The sequence below is a fragment of the Ancylobacter sonchi genome (assembly GCF_018390695.1).
In the GTDB taxonomy this organism is placed as follows: domain Bacteria; phylum Pseudomonadota; class Alphaproteobacteria; order Rhizobiales; family Xanthobacteraceae; genus Ancylobacter; species Ancylobacter sonchi.
In genome coordinates, this window is the sequence record NZ_JAHBGF010000028.1 from 86,804 (window position 1) to 102,825 (window position 16,022).

Annotated in this window: 17 protein-coding genes; 10 read left to right on the top strand and 7 right to left on the bottom strand. The window is 69.6% G+C overall.

The window, feature by feature from the left end:
• Positions 1-26: 26 nt before the first annotated feature.
• Positions 27-1,409, bottom strand: coding sequence for an aminotransferase-like domain-containing protein (locus KHC28_RS15840; protein WP_214009333.1), 1,383 nt, complete (start codon positions 1,407-1,409; stop codon positions 27-29).
• A gap of 523 nt (positions 1,410-1,932) precedes the next feature.
• Between KHC28_RS15840 and KHC28_RS15845 the strand changes: the two genes are divergently transcribed.
• The 10 genes from KHC28_RS15845 to KHC28_RS15890 all read left to right on the top strand — a co-directional run bounded on the left by KHC28_RS15845 (position 1,933) and on the right by KHC28_RS15890 (position 10,125).
• Positions 1,933-2,415, top strand: a complete 483-nt coding sequence (locus KHC28_RS15845; protein WP_214009334.1) for an MSMEG_0572/Sll0783 family nitrogen starvation response protein — start codon at positions 1,933-1,935, stop codon at positions 2,413-2,415.
• Between the two features lie 62 nt (positions 2,416-2,477).
• The gene (locus KHC28_RS15850) at positions 2,478-3,533 is read left to right on the top strand and encodes a Nit6803 family nitrilase (protein WP_214009335.1); all 1,056 of its coding nucleotides are present in this window, start codon (positions 2,478-2,480) and stop codon (positions 3,531-3,533) included.
• On the top strand, positions 3,448-4,578 hold the full coding sequence (locus tag KHC28_RS15855; protein ID WP_214009336.1) for an MSMEG_0568 family radical SAM protein: 1,131 nt from the start codon (positions 3,448-3,450) through the stop codon (positions 4,576-4,578). Before KHC28_RS15850 ends, KHC28_RS15855 begins: the two co-directional genes overlap by 86 nt.
• On the top strand, positions 4,575-5,144 hold the full coding sequence (locus KHC28_RS15860; RefSeq protein ID WP_214009337.1) for an MSMEG_0567/Sll0786 family nitrogen starvation N-acetyltransferase: 570 nt from the start codon (positions 4,575-4,577) through the stop codon (positions 5,142-5,144). Before KHC28_RS15855 ends, KHC28_RS15860 begins: the two co-directional genes overlap by 4 nt.
• A gap of 1 nt (position 5,145) precedes the next feature.
• Positions 5,146-6,132 (top strand): sll0787 family AIR synthase-like protein, encoded by a 987-nt coding sequence (locus KHC28_RS15865; RefSeq protein ID WP_214009338.1) that lies wholly within the window; start codon positions 5,146-5,148, stop codon positions 6,130-6,132.
• Positions 6,132-7,292, top strand: a complete 1,161-nt coding sequence (locus tag KHC28_RS15870; RefSeq protein ID WP_214009339.1) for an MSMEG_0565 family glycosyltransferase — start codon at positions 6,132-6,134, stop codon at positions 7,290-7,292. Before KHC28_RS15865 ends, KHC28_RS15870 begins: the two co-directional genes overlap by 1 nt.
• The gene (locus tag KHC28_RS15875; RefSeq protein ID WP_214009340.1) at positions 7,285-7,590 is read left to right on the top strand and encodes an MSMEG_0570 family nitrogen starvation response protein; all 306 of its coding nucleotides are present in this window, start codon (positions 7,285-7,287) and stop codon (positions 7,588-7,590) included. Before KHC28_RS15870 ends, KHC28_RS15875 begins: the two co-directional genes overlap by 8 nt.
• A complete protein-coding gene (locus tag KHC28_RS15880; protein ID WP_214009341.1) occupies positions 7,587-8,849 on the top strand; it encodes an MSMEG_0569 family flavin-dependent oxidoreductase in 1,263 nt (420 codons plus the stop codon). Before KHC28_RS15875 ends, KHC28_RS15880 begins: the two co-directional genes overlap by 4 nt.
• 4 nt (positions 8,850-8,853) lie before the next feature.
• Positions 8,854-9,693, top strand: a complete 840-nt coding sequence (locus KHC28_RS15885) for a Pnap_2097 family protein (RefSeq protein WP_214009342.1) — start codon at positions 8,854-8,856, stop codon at positions 9,691-9,693.
• 39 nt (positions 9,694-9,732) lie between these two features.
• On the top strand, positions 9,733-10,125 hold the full coding sequence (locus tag KHC28_RS15890) for a VOC family protein (RefSeq protein ID WP_214009343.1): 393 nt from the start codon (positions 9,733-9,735) through the stop codon (positions 10,123-10,125).
• A 9-nt stretch (positions 10,126-10,134) separates the two neighbouring features.
• Here KHC28_RS15890 and KHC28_RS15895 read toward each other — a convergent pair whose 3' ends face one another.
• From KHC28_RS15895 to KHC28_RS15920, 6 genes are all read right to left on the bottom strand, one after another.
• Positions 10,135-11,058, bottom strand: a complete 924-nt coding sequence (locus tag KHC28_RS15895; RefSeq protein WP_312893221.1) for a lipid A biosynthesis lauroyl acyltransferase — start codon at positions 11,056-11,058, stop codon at positions 10,135-10,137.
• A gap of 17 nt (positions 11,059-11,075) precedes the next feature.
• Positions 11,076-12,098, bottom strand: a complete 1,023-nt coding sequence (locus tag KHC28_RS15900) for a zinc-binding dehydrogenase (protein WP_214009344.1) — start codon at positions 12,096-12,098, stop codon at positions 11,076-11,078.
• A gap of 32 nt (positions 12,099-12,130) precedes the next feature.
• Positions 12,131-12,910 carry an SDR family NAD(P)-dependent oxidoreductase gene (locus KHC28_RS15905; RefSeq protein ID WP_214009345.1) on the bottom strand — a complete coding sequence of 260 codons (780 nt, stop codon included), beginning with the start codon at positions 12,908-12,910 and terminating at the stop codon, positions 12,131-12,133.
• On the bottom strand, positions 12,880-14,160 hold the full coding sequence (locus tag KHC28_RS15910; protein WP_214009346.1) for a beta-ketoacyl-ACP synthase: 1,281 nt from the start codon (positions 14,158-14,160) through the stop codon (positions 12,880-12,882). The genes KHC28_RS15905 and KHC28_RS15910 overlap by 31 nt, the downstream gene beginning before the upstream one ends.
• Positions 14,161-14,311: 151 nt before the next feature.
• Positions 14,312-15,493: a beta-ketoacyl-ACP synthase gene (locus KHC28_RS15915; protein WP_214009347.1), complete on the bottom strand. Its 1,182-nt coding sequence runs from the start codon at positions 15,491-15,493 to the stop codon at positions 14,312-14,314.
• Positions 15,486-16,001 (bottom strand): 3-hydroxyacyl-ACP dehydratase FabZ family protein, encoded by a 516-nt coding sequence (locus KHC28_RS15920; RefSeq protein WP_214009348.1) that lies wholly within the window; start codon positions 15,999-16,001, stop codon positions 15,486-15,488. The genes KHC28_RS15915 and KHC28_RS15920 overlap by 8 nt, the downstream gene beginning before the upstream one ends.
• Positions 16,002-16,022 lie beyond the last annotated feature (21 nt).

Consider the following 16,022-nt stretch of genomic DNA (forward strand, 5'->3'; position numbering starts at 1 on the left):
GCCCGGCCTTTTTGTTTGCGCAGGCCTCAGAAGTAGCTCGCCGCCATTTCCGGCGAGACTTCCAGCGTGTGCGCCATGAATTCCAGCCCGCGCTCCAGCTGCGCCCGGCTCACCGGCCCGCCGAGGCCGACGCGCACCGCCTCCGGCGGCGGCCCGCCGACGGTGAAGGCGTCGCTCGCCACCACGCCGATGCCGGTGCTGCGCACATGGGCGGCGAAGGCCGGGCAGCTCCAGCCATTGCGCAGCGGCAACCAGATGTTGAAGCTGAGCGGGTCCGACAGATAGGTGCCCGGCTCGAAGAAGCGGGCGGCGATCTTCTGCCGTGCCGCCGTCTCCGAGCGGATGAAGCGCAGGATCGTGTCGGCGGTGCCGTCGTCGATCCAGCGCGTCGCCACCGCCGCCATCAGCGGCGAGGCCATCACCGCCACCGCCCGCATCGCGGCGTTGAACGACCAGCCCGAGCGGGTGTCAGGCACCACCACATAGGCGAGGCGCAGCCCGGCGCCGATGCATTTGGCCAGCCCGGCGATGTGCCAGCAGATGTCGGGCGCGATGGCCGCCAGCGGCGGCGGCCCATAGGCGGCGATGAAGCCATAGGCGTCGTCCTCGACGATTGGCAGCCCGTGCCGGCGGGCGATGGCGCAGATCGCCGTGCGCCGCCGCTCCGGCGTGGTGATGGTCATCGGGTTCTGCAGCGTCGGGTTGAGGTAGAGCGCCTTGGGCCGGTGGCGCAGGATCGCCGCCTCCAGCGCCTCCGGCACGATGCCGTCGGCGTCCATCTCAACGCCGGCGAGGTTGAGTTCCAGCTGCGCGGTGATCGCCCGGATGCCGGGATAGGTGATCGCCTCGGCTAGCACCGTGTCGCCGGCCTTGGCCAGCAGCGAGAAGATGCCGACCAGCGCCGGGTGCGCGCCCGGGGTGATGAAGATGCGCTCCTGCGCCGGCACCAGCGCCCGCCGGCCGAGCCAGGCCGAGGCGGCGTCCTTGTCCAGCGGCGAGCCGCCGAATCCCTGGTAGCGCAGCAGCGGCATGAGATCGCGCGCCACCGCGGCATAGCCGTCCTGCATGCGGGCGATCAGTTCGGGATCGTCCGGCTCCGGCGGCATGTTCATGGTGAAGTCGGCGGCGCGCAGCCGCTGCGGGGCAGGGGCCATGGGCTGGGAGGCGGGCTTGCGCACGAAGCTGCCGCGCCCGACGGTGGAATCGATCAGCCCGCGCTTGCCGGCTTCGACATAGCCGCGCGCCACGGTGGTGAAGTCGACGCCGAGCCGCGCGGCCAGCCGGCGCTGCGGCGGCAGCTGGTCGCCGGGCACCAGCAGGCCGGCGGCGATGTCGGCCGCGATCGCCTCGGCGATGGCGAGATAGCGCGGCCCCTCGCGACCCTCGATCTGCGGCACCCAGTCCTTCATCGGCACGCTCCTGACGCGTTCAGCTTTCTCGCTCCCCGCCCGAACGCGACTGCTGCCGAGTTCGGATCCGGCAAGGTCGAGGCCGGAAACATCGGGCTTCGACGGAGAGGTGGCCCGCACAGCGGGCCGGTGAGGGGAGGCACCATCGGGAGGCCAAGAAGGCCCCTCATCCCAGCCCGCTCCCTAATGGGGAGAGGGAGAAAAGGGCGCCTCTCACCTGCCCCGTGAGCCCACCACCGGCTCCCTCCTTAGCCGGCTGTCCGGCCCCTGTCACCGGATAAAGCGCTCCTCGCCAGCGATTGACCGCACATTGTTGCAATTCGAAATGCGGGAAAGTTTGGCAGATGGCGCGCTTGGCATCACGGAGAATGGCCGCTGATTGACGGGATGTCTAGCCATATTGAATGCATAAATTGTATCAAAATACCATATTTGATGGGATTTTTGATCGTTACATTGTTGGCATGGTCGTTGCTCTCTTGTTGCACGCCCCTCCGGGCAAACCCGCAACAAGGAGTGACCCATGCCCGCCGTGACCCATCCGCCCCACAAGACCGGCGACTTCTTCGTGGACTATGAGGAGAAGCTGTTCGAGGACGTCAAAGCCGCCCCCGGCGAAAAGGCGCTCGTCACCTTCCACACCGTCGCCTTCGAGGGCTCGATCGGCCTCGTCAACCTGCTCCAGGCCACCCGGCTGCAGCGCAAGGGCTACGAGACCTCGGTGCTGCTCTACGGCCCGGGCGTCACCCTCGGCGTGCAGCGCGGCTTCCCGAAGATCGGCGACGAAGCCTTCCCCGGCCACCAGAACTTCAACAACCAGATCAAGAAGTTCATCTCCGAGGGCGGCAAGGTCTATGCCTGCCGCTTCGCGCTTCAGGCGCTGTACGGCCATGGCGAGCCCTCGCTGATCGAGGGGATCATCCCGATCAGCCCGCTCGATGTGCTCGACCTGGTGCTGATCCACAAGCGCGACAACGCCTTCATCCTCGACACCTGGACCTTGTGAGCGGGGCGACGCCACGGGCGCGGGCGGTCTCGCCCGCCGACCCTCTCTCGCGAGGAGCGACGATGACAGAGAACCAGACCGTTCGCGCCGCCGCGGTGCAGATCGCCCCCGATCTCACCTCGCGCGCGGGCACCATGGACAAGGTGCTGAACGCCGTCACTGAAGCGGCGGGCAGGGGGGCGAAGCTCGTGGTGTTCCCGGAGACCTTCGTCCCCTGGTACCCGTATTTTTCCTTCGTGCTGCCGCCGGTGCTGTCGGGACGCGAGCATTTGCGGCTCTACGAGCAGGCCGTCACCGTGCCCGGCCCCGAGACCGAGGCGATGGCCGCCATTGCCCGGCGCCATGCCATGGTGATCGTGCTCGGCATCAACGAGCGCGATCACGGCTCGCTCTACAACACCCAGCTGGTCTTCGACGCCGACGGCTCGCTGAAGCTCAAGCGCCGCAAGCTCACCCCGACCTTCCACGAGCGGATGATCTGGGGGCAGGGCGACGGCGCCGGCTTAAAAGTGGTCGACACCGCCGTCGGCCGGGTCGGCGCGCTGGCCTGCTGGGAGCACTACAACCCGCTCGCCCGCTACGCGCTGATGGCGCAGCACGAGGAGATCCACGTCGCGCAGTTCCCCGGCTCGCTGGTGGGGCCGATCTTCGCCGAGCAGATCGAGGTGACGATCCGCCACCACGCGCTGGAGAGCGGCTGCTTCGTGGTCAATTCCACCGGCTGGCTCACCGAGGAGCAGATCGCCTCGGTGACGCCGGAGCCGGGCCTGCAGAACGCCCTGCGCGGCGGCTGCATGACCGCCATCGTCGGGCCGGAGGGACGGCATGTGGTGCCGCCGCTCACCTCGGGCGAGGGGCTGCTGGTCGCCGATCTCGACCTCGGCCTGATCACCAAGCGCAAGCGGATGATGGATTCGGTCGGCCACTACGCCCGGCCGGAGCTCATGCATCTGGTGCTCGATACCCGCCCCGCTCAGCCGCTGCATGTCGATGCCCCCCTCAGCCATCCAACCGAAGCCGGGAGCCACTTCGATGGAGAACGCGACGAATCCGACGCAGGATCTGCCGACCGAGCTGTTGATCAGCGAGCTGCAATCCTTCGGCGCGCGGCTGTCTGACCCCAGGGTCGGCGCCGAGAGCCGGCGCGGCGGCGCCGGTCCCTCCGACCACAAGGCGCTGACGCTGGACGGCATGACGGTGATGGTGCCCGTGCACACCGCGCCGGCCTTCGACAGTCCCTATGTCGTCGAGAAGCCGGACGCGGCCGGCCGCAGCCAGATCATCCGCGACGGCCGCAAGGTCGGCGAGGTGAGCTTCCCGGCGCGGCCGCGCTTCTACGACCTGACCACCGCCGACGGCATCCCCTACAACAAGATCGCCGTGCTGCACGGGCGCGACGTGCTGGCCACCACGGTGCTGCAGACCTGCATCCGCTACCAGAGCCGCATCAAGACCTGTCAGTTCTGCTCCATCGGCCAGTCGCTGGCGGCCGGGCGCACCATCGCCCACAAGACGCCGGAGCAACTCGCCGAGGTGGCGAAGGCGGCGGTCGAGCTCGACGGCGTCAAGCACATGGTGATGACCACCGGCACGCCGAAGGGCGACGATCGCGGCTGCGCCATCCTCGCCGACAGCGTCCGGGCGGTGAAGGCGGCGGTGGACCTGCCGGTGCAGGTGCAGAGCGAGCCGCCGGAGGATTTCGGCTGGTTCCAGCGGCTGAAGGAGGCCGGGGCCGACGCGCTCGGCATGCATCTGGAGGCCGTCACCCCGGAGGTGCGCCAGCGCATCATGCCGGGCAAGGCGCAGGTGTCGGTCGAAAAATACATGGAGGCGTTCGCCGCCTCGGTGCCGGTGTTCGGGCGGGGGCAGGTCTCGACCTACATCCTCGCCGGGCTCGGCGACACGCCGGAGGCGATCCTTTCCCTCTCGGAAAAGCTGATCGCGCTCGGCGTCTACCCCTTCGTGGTGCCGTTCGTGCCGATCTCCGGCACGCCGTTGGAGAGCCACCCGACGCCGTCCTCCGCCTTTATGAACTCCATCCTCGCGCCGCTGTCGCGGATGCTGGTCGATGGCGGGCTGAAGGCCACCGACATCAAGGCCGGTTGCGGACGCTGCGGCGCCTGCTCGGCGCTGGCCACCTATGAGCGGAAGCTGGCGCCATGATCATCGAAGAGGACCTCATCGATGGTGGAACCACCCTTCCGCAGCCCTTCGTCTCCAGCGCCTATCAGGTGAAGTTCGCCGCCTCGCGCTGGGAGCGCGAGGGGTCCTACGCCCTGCGCCGCGCGGTGTTCTGCGCCGAGCAGGGGCTGTTCGCCGGCGACGACCGCGACGGCATCGACGACTACGCCATTCCCATCGTCGCGCTGGCGATGATGGGCGTGGTCGCCGACCGGGTGGTCGGCACGGTGCGCATCCATGAAGAGAGCCCCGGCACCTGGTGGGGGTCGCGGCTCGCGGTCGATGCCGACTACCGGCGCATCGGCGCGCTCGGCGCGACGCTGATCAAGCTCGCCGTCTCCTCGGCCCACGCCATGGGCTGCCGGACCTTCCTCGCCCATGTGCAGGAACAGAACGCGCTGCTGTTCCGCCGGCTGCACTGGCGCATCGTCGAGGAGGTGGAGCTGCACGGCCGCAGGCATTTCCGCATGCAGGCGGACCTCGCGCACTACCCGCCCTGCTTCTCGCCCGAATGGGGCTTCACCGCCCTGCCGCGAAAGGTGGCCTGAGATGAATGCTCCCGCCTTCGCCGCCCTCGTCGACGAATTGCGCGCCAATGCCGGCCTCAAGGCCAAGGCGGAGATCGGCGAGGTGGCGGCGCGGCTCGGACTGTCCGGCGCTCAGGTGCCGGTCGGCGACGACTGCGCCGCCATCCCGGACGGCGACGGGCACCTGCTGTTCGCCATCGAGGGCTTCATCAACGGCTTCGTCGCCGCCGATCCGTGGTTCGCCGGCTGGTGCGGGGTGATGGTGAACCTGTCCGACATCGCCGCCATGGGCGGGCGCCCGCTCGCCGTGGTCGACGCGGTGTGGGCGAAGGACGCTGACAGCGCGGGCGCGGTGCTCGACGGCATGCGCGCGGCCTCGCAGGCCTATGGCGTGCCGATCGTCGGCGGCCATTCCAATCTGCACACGGCTCAGGAGCAGCTGGCGGTGGCGGTGCTGGGGCGGGCCGGCACGCGGCTGCTGACCAGCTTCGACGCCCGCCCCGGCGAGGTGCTGATCGCCGCCATCGACCAGCGCGGCGACTATCGCGCGCCGTTCGACAACTGGCAGGCCGCCTTGGCCGCCCCGCCCGAGCGGCTGCGTGCTGATCTCGCGCTGCTGCCGGGGATCGCCGAGAAGGGGTTGTCCCGTGCCGCCAAGGACATCAGTCAGGCCGGCCTCGTCGGCACGGCGGTGATGCTGGCGGAATGCTCGGAGGTCGGCATCGCTATCGACCTCGACGCCATCCCGCTGCCGGAAGGCGTCGCGCTGGCGCGCTGGCTGCGCAGCTTCCCGAGCTTCGGCTTCCTGATTACGGCGGCGACGGCGGACGTGCCGACGATCCTCTCTCTGTTCGCCGCGCGGGAGATCTCGGCCGCCGCCATCGGCACGGTCTCCGCCGGTCATGCGGTCAGCGTGTCGAGCGGCCCGCACCGCGCGGTCATCCGCGACTATGCCGCCGACCGCCTGATGGGCCTCGGCGCGACCCTCGACGTACGGGAGATGGCGTGATGGCCTCTCTGCGCATCGCGGTACTCACCCACTCGACCAATCCGCGCGGCGGCGTGGTGCATGCCCTGTCGCTCTGCGAGGCGCTCGCTGCGCTCGGTCACCGGCCGGTGCTGCACGCGCCGGACGCGAAGGGCGCCAGCTTCTTCCGCGCGCCGGCCTGCGAGGCGGTGGCGTTCAAGGTCGGCCCGGCGCCGGCCGGCATGGCCGAGATGGTCGAGCAGCGCATCTCCGATTACGTCGACCATTTCGAGCGCGCCGGCACCGACGGATTCGACCTGTTCCACGCCCATGACGGCATTTCCGGCAACGCGCTGGCGAAGCTGAAGCAGCGGGGCATCATCCCCGGCTTCGCGCGCACCGTGCATCACATCGACAGCTTCGGCGATCCGCGCCTTGCCGCCCTGCAGGAACGGGCGATCCGGGCGGCGGATGGCTGGTTCACTGTGAGCCGCCTCTGGCAGGCGCATCTTGCCGAGGCCTACGGCATCGCCGCGGCGCTCACCGGCAACGGCGTCGATGCCGGCCGCTTCCAGCCGCAGCCCGATGGGTCCGAGGCCGAATTGCGCGCCCGGCTCGGCCTCGGCGCCGGCCCCATCCTGCTCGCGGTCGGCGGCATCGAGGCGCGCAAGAACACCGTGCGCATCCTCGACGCCTTCCTGCAATTGCGCGCCTTGCATCCGAAGGCCGAGCTGGTCGTCGCCGGCGGCGCCTCGCTGCTCGACCACGGCGCCTACCAGGCCGAGTTCCGCGCCATGCTGGCGCTGCACGGCGCGCAGGGCGTCCATGTCACGGGCCCGCTCGCCGATGCCGACATGGCGCGGCTCTACCGGCTCGCCGACGCGCTCGTCTTCGCCTCGGTGAAGGAGGGCTTCGGCCTGTGCGTGCTGGAGGCGATGGCCTCCGGCCTGCCGGTGGTGGTCTCCCGCATCGCGCCCTTCACCGAATATCTCGCCGACGACGAGGCGATCTGGTGCGACCCGCAGCGTCCCGCCTCGATCGCCGACGCCATGGCGCTCGCCTTGCGGCCGGGCACGCGCGCGACCTTCGCCCCGCGCGGGCTGGCGGTGGCCGTCCGCCACGACTGGGCGCGCGTCGCCCGCGCCCACCTGCCCCTCTACACACGCCTCGCGGAGACCGCCCGGAGATCGCTACATGCCTGAGATGCGCTTCACCATCGCCTGGCCGGACGGCGCGAGCGAAGACTGCTACTCGCCCTCGCTGGTCATCCGCGACCATCTCGCCGAGGGGGCGGTCTATCCGCTCGCCGATTTCATGGCCCGCGCCCGCACCGCGCTCACCATCGCCTCCGACCGGGTGGCGGCCAAATACGGCCATCCCTGCTCGCTGGCGCTCGGCCAGCTCGACCGGCTCGAACGCCGGGCCGCCGGTTTCAAGGACCAGCCGCAGGCCGAAGTCGCCTGCCTCCGCTTCCAGCTCCCGCAAGGATTTGCCCGATGAACCCCAGCACCGCGCATTACCGCGCCATCGTCGTCGGTGGCGGCCAGGCCGGCCTTTCCGCCTCCTACCACCTCACTGAAGCCGGCATCGACCATCTCGTGATCGAGAAGAAGACCGCCATGCACAAATGGCGCGACGAGCGCTGGGATGCCTTCTGCCTGGTGACGCCGAACTGGCAGTGCCAGCTGCCCGGCCATCCCTATGATGGCGACGATCCCAACGGCTTCATGGTGAAGGACCAGATCCTCGGCTATCTCGACCGCTTCCGGGCCAAGGTGAAGCCGCCGATCCTTGAGCACACCGCCGTGTCGGCGGTGGAGCGGCACGGCAGCGGCTTCCGCGTCGAGACCTCGGCGGGGAGCTTCACCGCCGACGCGGTTATTCTCGCCACCAGCCTCTATGGCACGCCGTCGATCCCCCGCGCCGCCGAGCGGCTGCCGGACGACATCGTGCAGATGCACACCGTCGATTACCGCAACGCCGACGCCCTGCCGCCGGGTGCGGTGATGGTGGTTGGCTCGGGCCAGTCCGGAGCGCAGATCGCCGAGGACCTGCACCTTTCCGGCCGCAAGGTGCACCTCGCCACCGGCAACGCGCCGCGCTGCGCCCGCTTCTATCGTGGCCGCGACGTGGTGGACTGGCTGTGGGACATCGGCCAGTACGCCATCACCATCGCCGATGACGGCATGGGCAAGAAGCGGCACGACACCAACCACTACCTCACCGGCCGCGACGGCGGGCGCGACATCGACCTGCGCCGCTTCGCCCTCGACGGCATGGCGCTCTATGGCCGGGTGCAGGGTGTCTCCGGCGGCCGGATGCGGTTTGCCGCCGACCTCAAGGCCAATCTCGACGCCGCCGACAAGGTCTATAACGGCATCAACGCGCTGATCGACCGCCACATCGCCGACAAGGCTATCGAGGCGCCGCCGGCCTCGGTCTATGTCCCGCTGTGGGAGCCGGCAGAGGAGCCGGCCGAGCTCGACCTGAAGCAGGCCGGCATCACCAGCGTCATCTGGGCCACCGGCTTCCGGCCGGACTGGTCCTTTGTCGGCCTGCCGATCTTCGACGGCACCGGCTATCCGGTGCAGCGGCGCGGCGTCACCCATGTGCCCGGCCTCTATGTGCTCGGCCTGCCCTGGCTGTGGACCTGGGGCTCGGGGCGCTTCCTCGGCGTCGCCGCCGATGCCGAGCATGTGGTGGAGCATCTCGTGGGCGCGGTGTCGGCGCCGCGCCAGCTGCTCGCGCAGGCGGGGTGACGCCATGAGCTTCGATCTTCCCGCGCATCGCCTCGTCACCGAGCCGGCCCTCGAGACCGTGGTGCGGCTGGGCATGCCGCATCTGGCGCCGCAGGGCCTGTCCGAGAGCTGGCTGCTCAAGCGGCTCGGCGACCTGCACTGGCAGATGCTCGCCGCCCGGCTCGGCCGCCCGGCCTCGGCGGTCGAGGATCGCGAGGGCAACCGCGTCTATGCCGCGTTCCGCCAGCTGCGGCTGGAGGCGGCCCGCCTCGACCGCGCAGGGGAGGACGACGCGCTGGTCATCCGCTCGCGCCTGTGGCGGCTGACACGCACCCAGCTGATCAGCCGCCACGCGCTGGAGATCGGCGGCGAAGCACTGGGACGGGTGACGCTGGTCTCGGCCTTCATCCGCCGCGAGGGGGGCTCCAACCGGAGGGTCTGCCGGGTCGAGGTGCCCGGCCTCGCCGAACTGCCGCTGTGGGGGCCTCCGCAGCCGGACGCGCCGTCGCTGGGCGAGGGGGCGGAGCCGTCGGCGGAGTTCTCCTTCACGCCGTGCCCGCCGGAGGATTTCAACGGCGCCGGCTTCCTGTATTTCCCCGCTTACGTCGCCATCGTCGAGCGCGCGCTCCACGCCGCCGGATGGATGCCGCCGGCTGGCCTGCCGGTGCGCGAGCGCACGGTCCGCTTCCACGCCAATCTCGATCCCGGCGACCGCGTCGAGGTCCGCACGCATCTGCTGCCCGCGGCATCGGGCGAACTGCATGTCGCCTCGCTGCTGTGCCGGGGCTCGGATGGTGCGCGGATGGCGGAGATCGTCACCCGCCGTCATGGCGCCGTCGCTCCAGCACCGCTACAAGCCATCTAGGCGCGGGCCGGCATCCGGCCGCGACAGGGGGAGGCGGAGATGTTCTCGCATGTGCGTGTCGGCGTGAGCGATTATGAGCGCGCCTTGGCCTTCTACGCGCCGCTGATGGATCTGCTCGGCCACGCGCTCAAATTCGCCGAGCCGGAGAACGACTGGGCCGGCTGGAAGCCCGCCGATGCCGACCGGCCGCTGTTCCTCATCGGCGGACCGTTTTCCGGCGCGCACGACCCCGGCAATGGCCAGATGGCCGCCTTCCTCGCCCCTGACCGCGCGACGGTCGCCCGCTGGCACGCTTTGGCGCTGGAGCTCGGCGGCGCCGACGAGGGCGCGCCGGGCCTGCGCCCGCACTATCATGCGAATTATTACGGCGCCTATGTCCGCGACCCCGACGGCAACAAGCTCTGCGTCTGCTGCCACGCGGCGGAAGGGTAAGCCGGCCGGCTACGGCTCGCGCCAGCGGCGGTAGAACCACGTCCACTGCTCGGGATGCTCGCGGACCCAGCCCTCGACCACCGAGGTGATCGCCTGCATCGAGGCGTCGACGTCGATCTTGCCGTTGGCGTCGCGCGGCAGGTCGAGCGGCGGCGTGCAGGTGATGCGGAAGCGCCCGCCGGGCAGGCGGATCACCCGCACCCCGTGCACCGGGCACTCGTAGAGCCGCGCCAGCCGGGCGATGGTCGGATTCGCCGTGCAGGGATGGCCGAAGAAGTTCACCACCGGCCCGCCGCGGCGGTCCTGGTCGACGAGGATGCCGAGATGCTTGCCCTGGTCGAGCACGGTGGCGAGCTCGAACACCGCGACATGCGAGGCGGCGACGAGGTTGCCCATCACCTTGGCGCGCTGGTCGAGCAGCAGCTCGGCGAGGAAATCATTGTCCGGCGGCCGGAACAGCACCGCGCTGTCGAGGCCCTGCGCGGCGGCGGCGATGGCCGGGAGCTCCCAATTGGCGAGATGCGCGGTGAAGATCAGCGCCGGCTTGCCGTCATAGCGCATGGCGATGAACTGCGTCGCGCCGGAAACCTCGATCCGGCTCTTGGCCGGCTCCCACATATTGTACTGCCAGATGTGGTCGAGATGGACGAACTCGCCGCCGACGCGGCCCATATTGTCCCACATGCCGAGCGCGATCGCCTCGCGCTCGGCCTCGGTCTTCTCGGGATAGGCGCGGCGCAGATTGCGCAGCGCCCGCTGGTGCACCGATGTGCGGGGCCCGATGAGCTTCGCCCAGAAGGCGCCGGCCTCGGCCGCCCGCTCGGCGCTCACCAGCCGCAGCAGGCGCACCACGCCCCACACCGTGCCGGAGATCACGGAGTTGCGCAGGCGCTTGTGCCAGGACAATCGGGAATTGGGCAGGGCGGTGGCCACCCGCGTCTCCGAACCGGTCAGAAGGTGATGACGACCTTGCCGAACACCCGGCGGGTCTCCAGCCGCTCGAGACCGGCGGCGAAGTCCTCCAATGGGAACTGGCTGTCGATCACCGGCTTCACGCCGCGCGCCATGCGGGTCAGACCGTCGGCGATGGCGCGGATCGGCGCGCCGAACGAGCCGATGATGCGATACTGCCGCTGGAACAGCTGCATGAGGTTCATGTTCACCGACACGCCCGAGGTCGAGCCGCAGGTGACCAGCCGCGCGCCGGGACGCATGGAGAGCAGCGAGCCGTTCCAGGTCTCGGCGCCCACATGCTCGAACACCACGTCGACGCCCTTCTTCTTGGTGATCTTGCGGACCTCGTGCTCGAAGCGGTCGGTCTTGTAGTTGATGACGTGATCGGCGCCGAGCGCCAGCGCCTTGGCGCACTTCTCGTCATCGCCGGCGGTGGTGATCACCGTGCAGCCGATCTCCTTGGCCATGCGGATCGCCACCGTGCCGATGCCCGAGCCGGCGGCGTGGACGAGGATGGTCTCGCCCGGCTCCAGCTTGGCGTTGTCGAACAGCATGTGCTCGACGGTGGAGAAGGTGACCGGCGCGGTGGCGGCATCGACCCAGTCGATCCCGTCCGGGATCGGCACGCAGAGCCGCTCCTTGATGTTGAGCTGGTCGCGGGCGAAGCCGTCGACATGGAAGCCCATCACGCCGGCGACTTCCTCGCACAGATTGTCGCGGCCGGACTTGCACATGCGGCACTGGCCGCAGGTGAGGGCGCCGTACATCGCAACCTTGGAGCCCGGCTTGAAGCGGGTGACGCCCTCGCCGATGGCGGTCACTTCGCCCACCGCCTCGGCGCCGACGATCAGCGGCATCTTGCGCTTGGCGAAGGCCATGCCGCGCCAGCCCCACACGTCGATGTGGTTGAGCGCCAGCGCCTTGATCGAGACCTGCACCTCGCCGGGAGCCGGCGCCTCGGGGGCGGGCAGGTCGACGAGATCGAGCTGGCGGTCGGAGACGAGTTGAAGCGCGCGCATGGCGTGGCCCATCCTTCAGAAGATCGTAAAATTCAGCGCTGGATGGCTAGAGCAGCCGTGAGGCCGCCGTCAACCGGCAGTGTCGCGCCGGTGACATAGCCCGCGCCGGGCGAGAGCAGGAAGGCCACCACCGATGCGACGTCCTCCGGCCTGGCGAAACGCCCGGCCGGGATCTGCTTCTCGACATTGGCGCGGTAGGCGGCGTAGGGCGCCAGCATCTCGGTGTCGACGAAGCCGGGGGCGACGACGTTCACCGTCACCCCGCGCCGGGCGCCCTCGATGGCGAGCGTGCGGCAATAGCCGGCGAGCGCCGCCTTGGAGCCGGCATAGATGGCGTTGCCGGCATTGGCGACGTCGGCGGCGATCGAGCCGATGGCGACGATGCGCCCGGCCCGCGCCCGCGACATCGGGCGGATCAGCGCGCCGGCCAGCTTCACGAACGACCAGTAATTGACCTGCATCAGCCGCTCGGCCTTGTCCTGGTCGACCATGGCGGCGAGCGTATCGTAGCTCATGCCGGCATTGTGGACGAGGCCGAAATACGGCTCTTCCGCCACCTTCGCGGCGAAGGCGTCGACCGCGCTTTTGTCGGCGAGGTCGAGCGGGCGCGCCTCGAGAACCGCCTCGGGACGCGCGGTCTTGATCTCGGCGATCAGCGCCTCGGCCTCGGCGACGGCGGTGCGGACGGTGAACACCACCTCGAAGCCGGAAAGTGCCAGCGCCTTGACGATGGCGGCGCCGACACCCCGGCCGCCGCCGGTGACGAGAACGCGGGAAGCGCTCACGCCGGCTCGCCCGTCATGATCACGCACACATTCTGCCCGCCGAAGCCGAACGAGTTCGACATCACCCGGTTTACTTGCGCGTCGCGGGCGACGTTCGGCACCACGTCGAGCGGGATCGCCGGGTCCGGCATCTCGTAGTTGATGGTCGGCGGGATGCGGCCGTTCTGGATGGTCAGCACCGACACCACCGCCTCGATGGCGCCGGCGGCGGTCAGCGTGTGGCCGATCATCGACTTGTTGGACGACAGCGGGATCGAGCCGATCCGCTCGCCGAACACCGCGCTCATGCCGGTGAACTCCATGCGGTCGTTCTCCGGCGTCGAGGTGCCGTGGGCGTTGATGTAGTCGATCTCGTCCGGGCTCACCCCGGCGTCGGCCAGCGCCGCGCGCATGCAGCCGATCACCGGCTTGGCGTCCGGCGAGGAGCGGGTGCGGTGGAAGCTGTCGGCCATCTCGCCGACGCCCTCGATCACGCCGAGGATGTTCGCCCCGCGCGCCACGGCATGCTCCAGGCTCTCCAGCACCAGCGCGCCGGCGCCCTCGGCGATGATGAAGCCGTCGCGGTTCTTGGAGAACGGACGCGAGGCGGCTTCCGGCACCTCGTTATTGGTCGACAGCGCCGAGAGCAGCGAGAAGCGGATGAGGGCTTCCGCCGTCACCGAGCCGTCGGTGGCGATGGACAGCGCCGCGTCGCAGTCGCCGCGGCGGATCGCCTCGACGCCGAGCTGGATCGAGGTGTTGCCGGAGGCGCAGGCGGTGGACAGCGAGATCGGCTGGCCACGGGTGCCGAAGCGGTCGGCGAGGTGGTCGGCGATCGAGCCGTAGAGGAAGCGCTCGTGCCAGGCGCCGTGCTGGTGCGTCTCGGCGGCGCGCAACAGGTCGTCATAGGTGACGGCGGCGTTGGCGGCGGCCTCCTGCGCGAGGATGCGGCGCTGCGGCCATTCGATCTCGATCGGCGGCACGGCGCAGAACAGCGGGCCGGGGAAATTGCCCTTGGATCCGATGCCGGACTGGGCGATCGCCTCGTCGGCGGCCAGCTGCGCCAGCTGCTCGGACAGGTCCGGCGCGGTGCGGCCCGATTCGGACAGGAAATCGACCGTGCCGGCGATGGTGGTGCGCATCGAATCGAGCGGGAAGCGGGTGATGCGGTGGATGCCGGACTGGCCCGCGGTGAGCTTCGCCCAATTGTCCTCTTTGCCCTGGCCGAGCGACGTCACCAGGCCCATGCCGGTGACGACGACGATCGGCCGGCCGGCCTTGTCGGTATAGGACGCCATCATGTGCTCCTCGGGAGCGTAGCGCTCCCCTGTGCGGTTTTAGCTCTTGTCGATCAAGTCCTTATGCCTGATCGCTAAGAAAGCGCCTTAGAGGCGGTCGGCTGAAATCCGTTCCGGTCGCAAGGGTTCCTCGGCCCTTGCGGAACGGTCCTCAGTCGACGCTCTCGACCAGCGCCACGCCTTCCCCGCGCCAATGCCCCACTCCGGTGACGATGACACGCTTCAGCGCCTCATCGAAAGGTTTTTCCAGCGCTTCGCCGGCGAGCGGCGGGAACAGCCGGCCCTGCGCGACGGAGAGCGCCGCGATGGCGAGCGCCACCGGCATCTGCGCTTCCAGCCCGTGGCCGACGCGGTCGGTGACCGAGCGCACCGGCAGGCCGGAGCGTTCCAGCACCAGCGCCTCGGCCTTGGTCGGCTCGGGCGCGCCGGAGGCGGCGGAAAGAATGGCGGTGCCCTCGGCGGTGTCGCCGCGCGCGGTGGCGATCATCGTCGCCAGCGTCGCCTCGATGGCACCCTCGTCGCCGCGTCGCGCCCGCTCGGACCAGATGCCCGACAGCTTGGCGATCGGCTTGGCGCCGCGCGCCGTGGCGTGCTCGGGGCTCTCCAGCACCAGGAAGGCGCCGGCCGAGCCGGTCGGCACGCCATTGGCGTTCTTGAGCACCGGCGACCAGGGCGCGTGCTTGGCGAGATGCTTCAGCGCGTAGAGCAGCAGCATGTCGCGCCGCTCGGCATTATAGGCGCCGCCCACCAGGGCGATCTCGCTGGTGCCGGCGGCGATGCGCGAGAAGCCGATGCGCACCGCGTCGGTGCCCGAGCTTTCCTCGCCCATGAAGGTGCGCGAGGAGCCGGTGACGCCGTGCACGATGGAGATGTTGCCGGCGAGCAGATTGGAGAGCTGGGCGAGGAACAGCGTCGGGCGCAGGTTGGACTGCAGCTGCTCGTTCAGGAACACGTCCGGCTTGGGCTGCTTCTCGATCTCGGTCAGGATGGCGCCGTCGACCGACTGGTCGCGCTCGCCGCCGCCGGCCGCCACCACCATGTCGGTGGTGCCGAGAATGTCCTTGTTGCCCTTGATCCCGGCGGAATCCAGCGCCAGTCCGGCGGCATAGGTGCCGATGCGCTGCCAGGGTTCCATCTGCCGCTGATCGCCCTTCTTGGCGATCTGGGCGTCGAAATTAATCTTGGCCAGCGGGTGGACGACATAGGGCGCGAAGCCCGTTTCGTCGACCACCGGCTTGCCCTCGTTCAGCGCCGCCCAGTGGGCCTCCAGCCCTTCACCAAGCGACGAGACGAGCCCGATGCCGGTGATCCAGACGTCGCGACGCTCAGACATGCGTAAGGTTTCCTGCGCTCGCCGGGGCGGCGGAGCCGAGTTCGGCCGGAGCATCCATCGGCATTCCGATGCGCTCGGCGGTTTCGAGGAGGTAGCCGCGCAGCTCCGGGGCCGGGAACGGCATGGTCTTCAGGGTCACCTCGGCATTGCACACGAGCTTGCCCTCGACCCGCCCCTCGGCCTTGAGCCGCGCATAGCCGGAGCCGTCATGCACCATCTCGGCGAACACCTCGATGACCTGGCCGGGAACGACGAAGGTGCGAAGCTTGCCCTTGTCGACCGAGGCGAGGAACGCCATGCGGTCGTAATTGTGCAGCCGGAGCAGCAGCATGCCGCAGCTCTGGGCCATGATCTCGAACAGGAGCACGCCCGGCAGCAGCGGATGGCCGGGAAAGTGCCCTTCGAAGATCGGGCTCTTGTCCGGAACGGTATTGGCCGTCCTGAGGGTACGGGCCTCGAGATCGAGAGCCAGCACCTTGTCGACCATCTGGAAATATTCGAGCCGCATGTCTGCCTGCGCCTGCTCGTA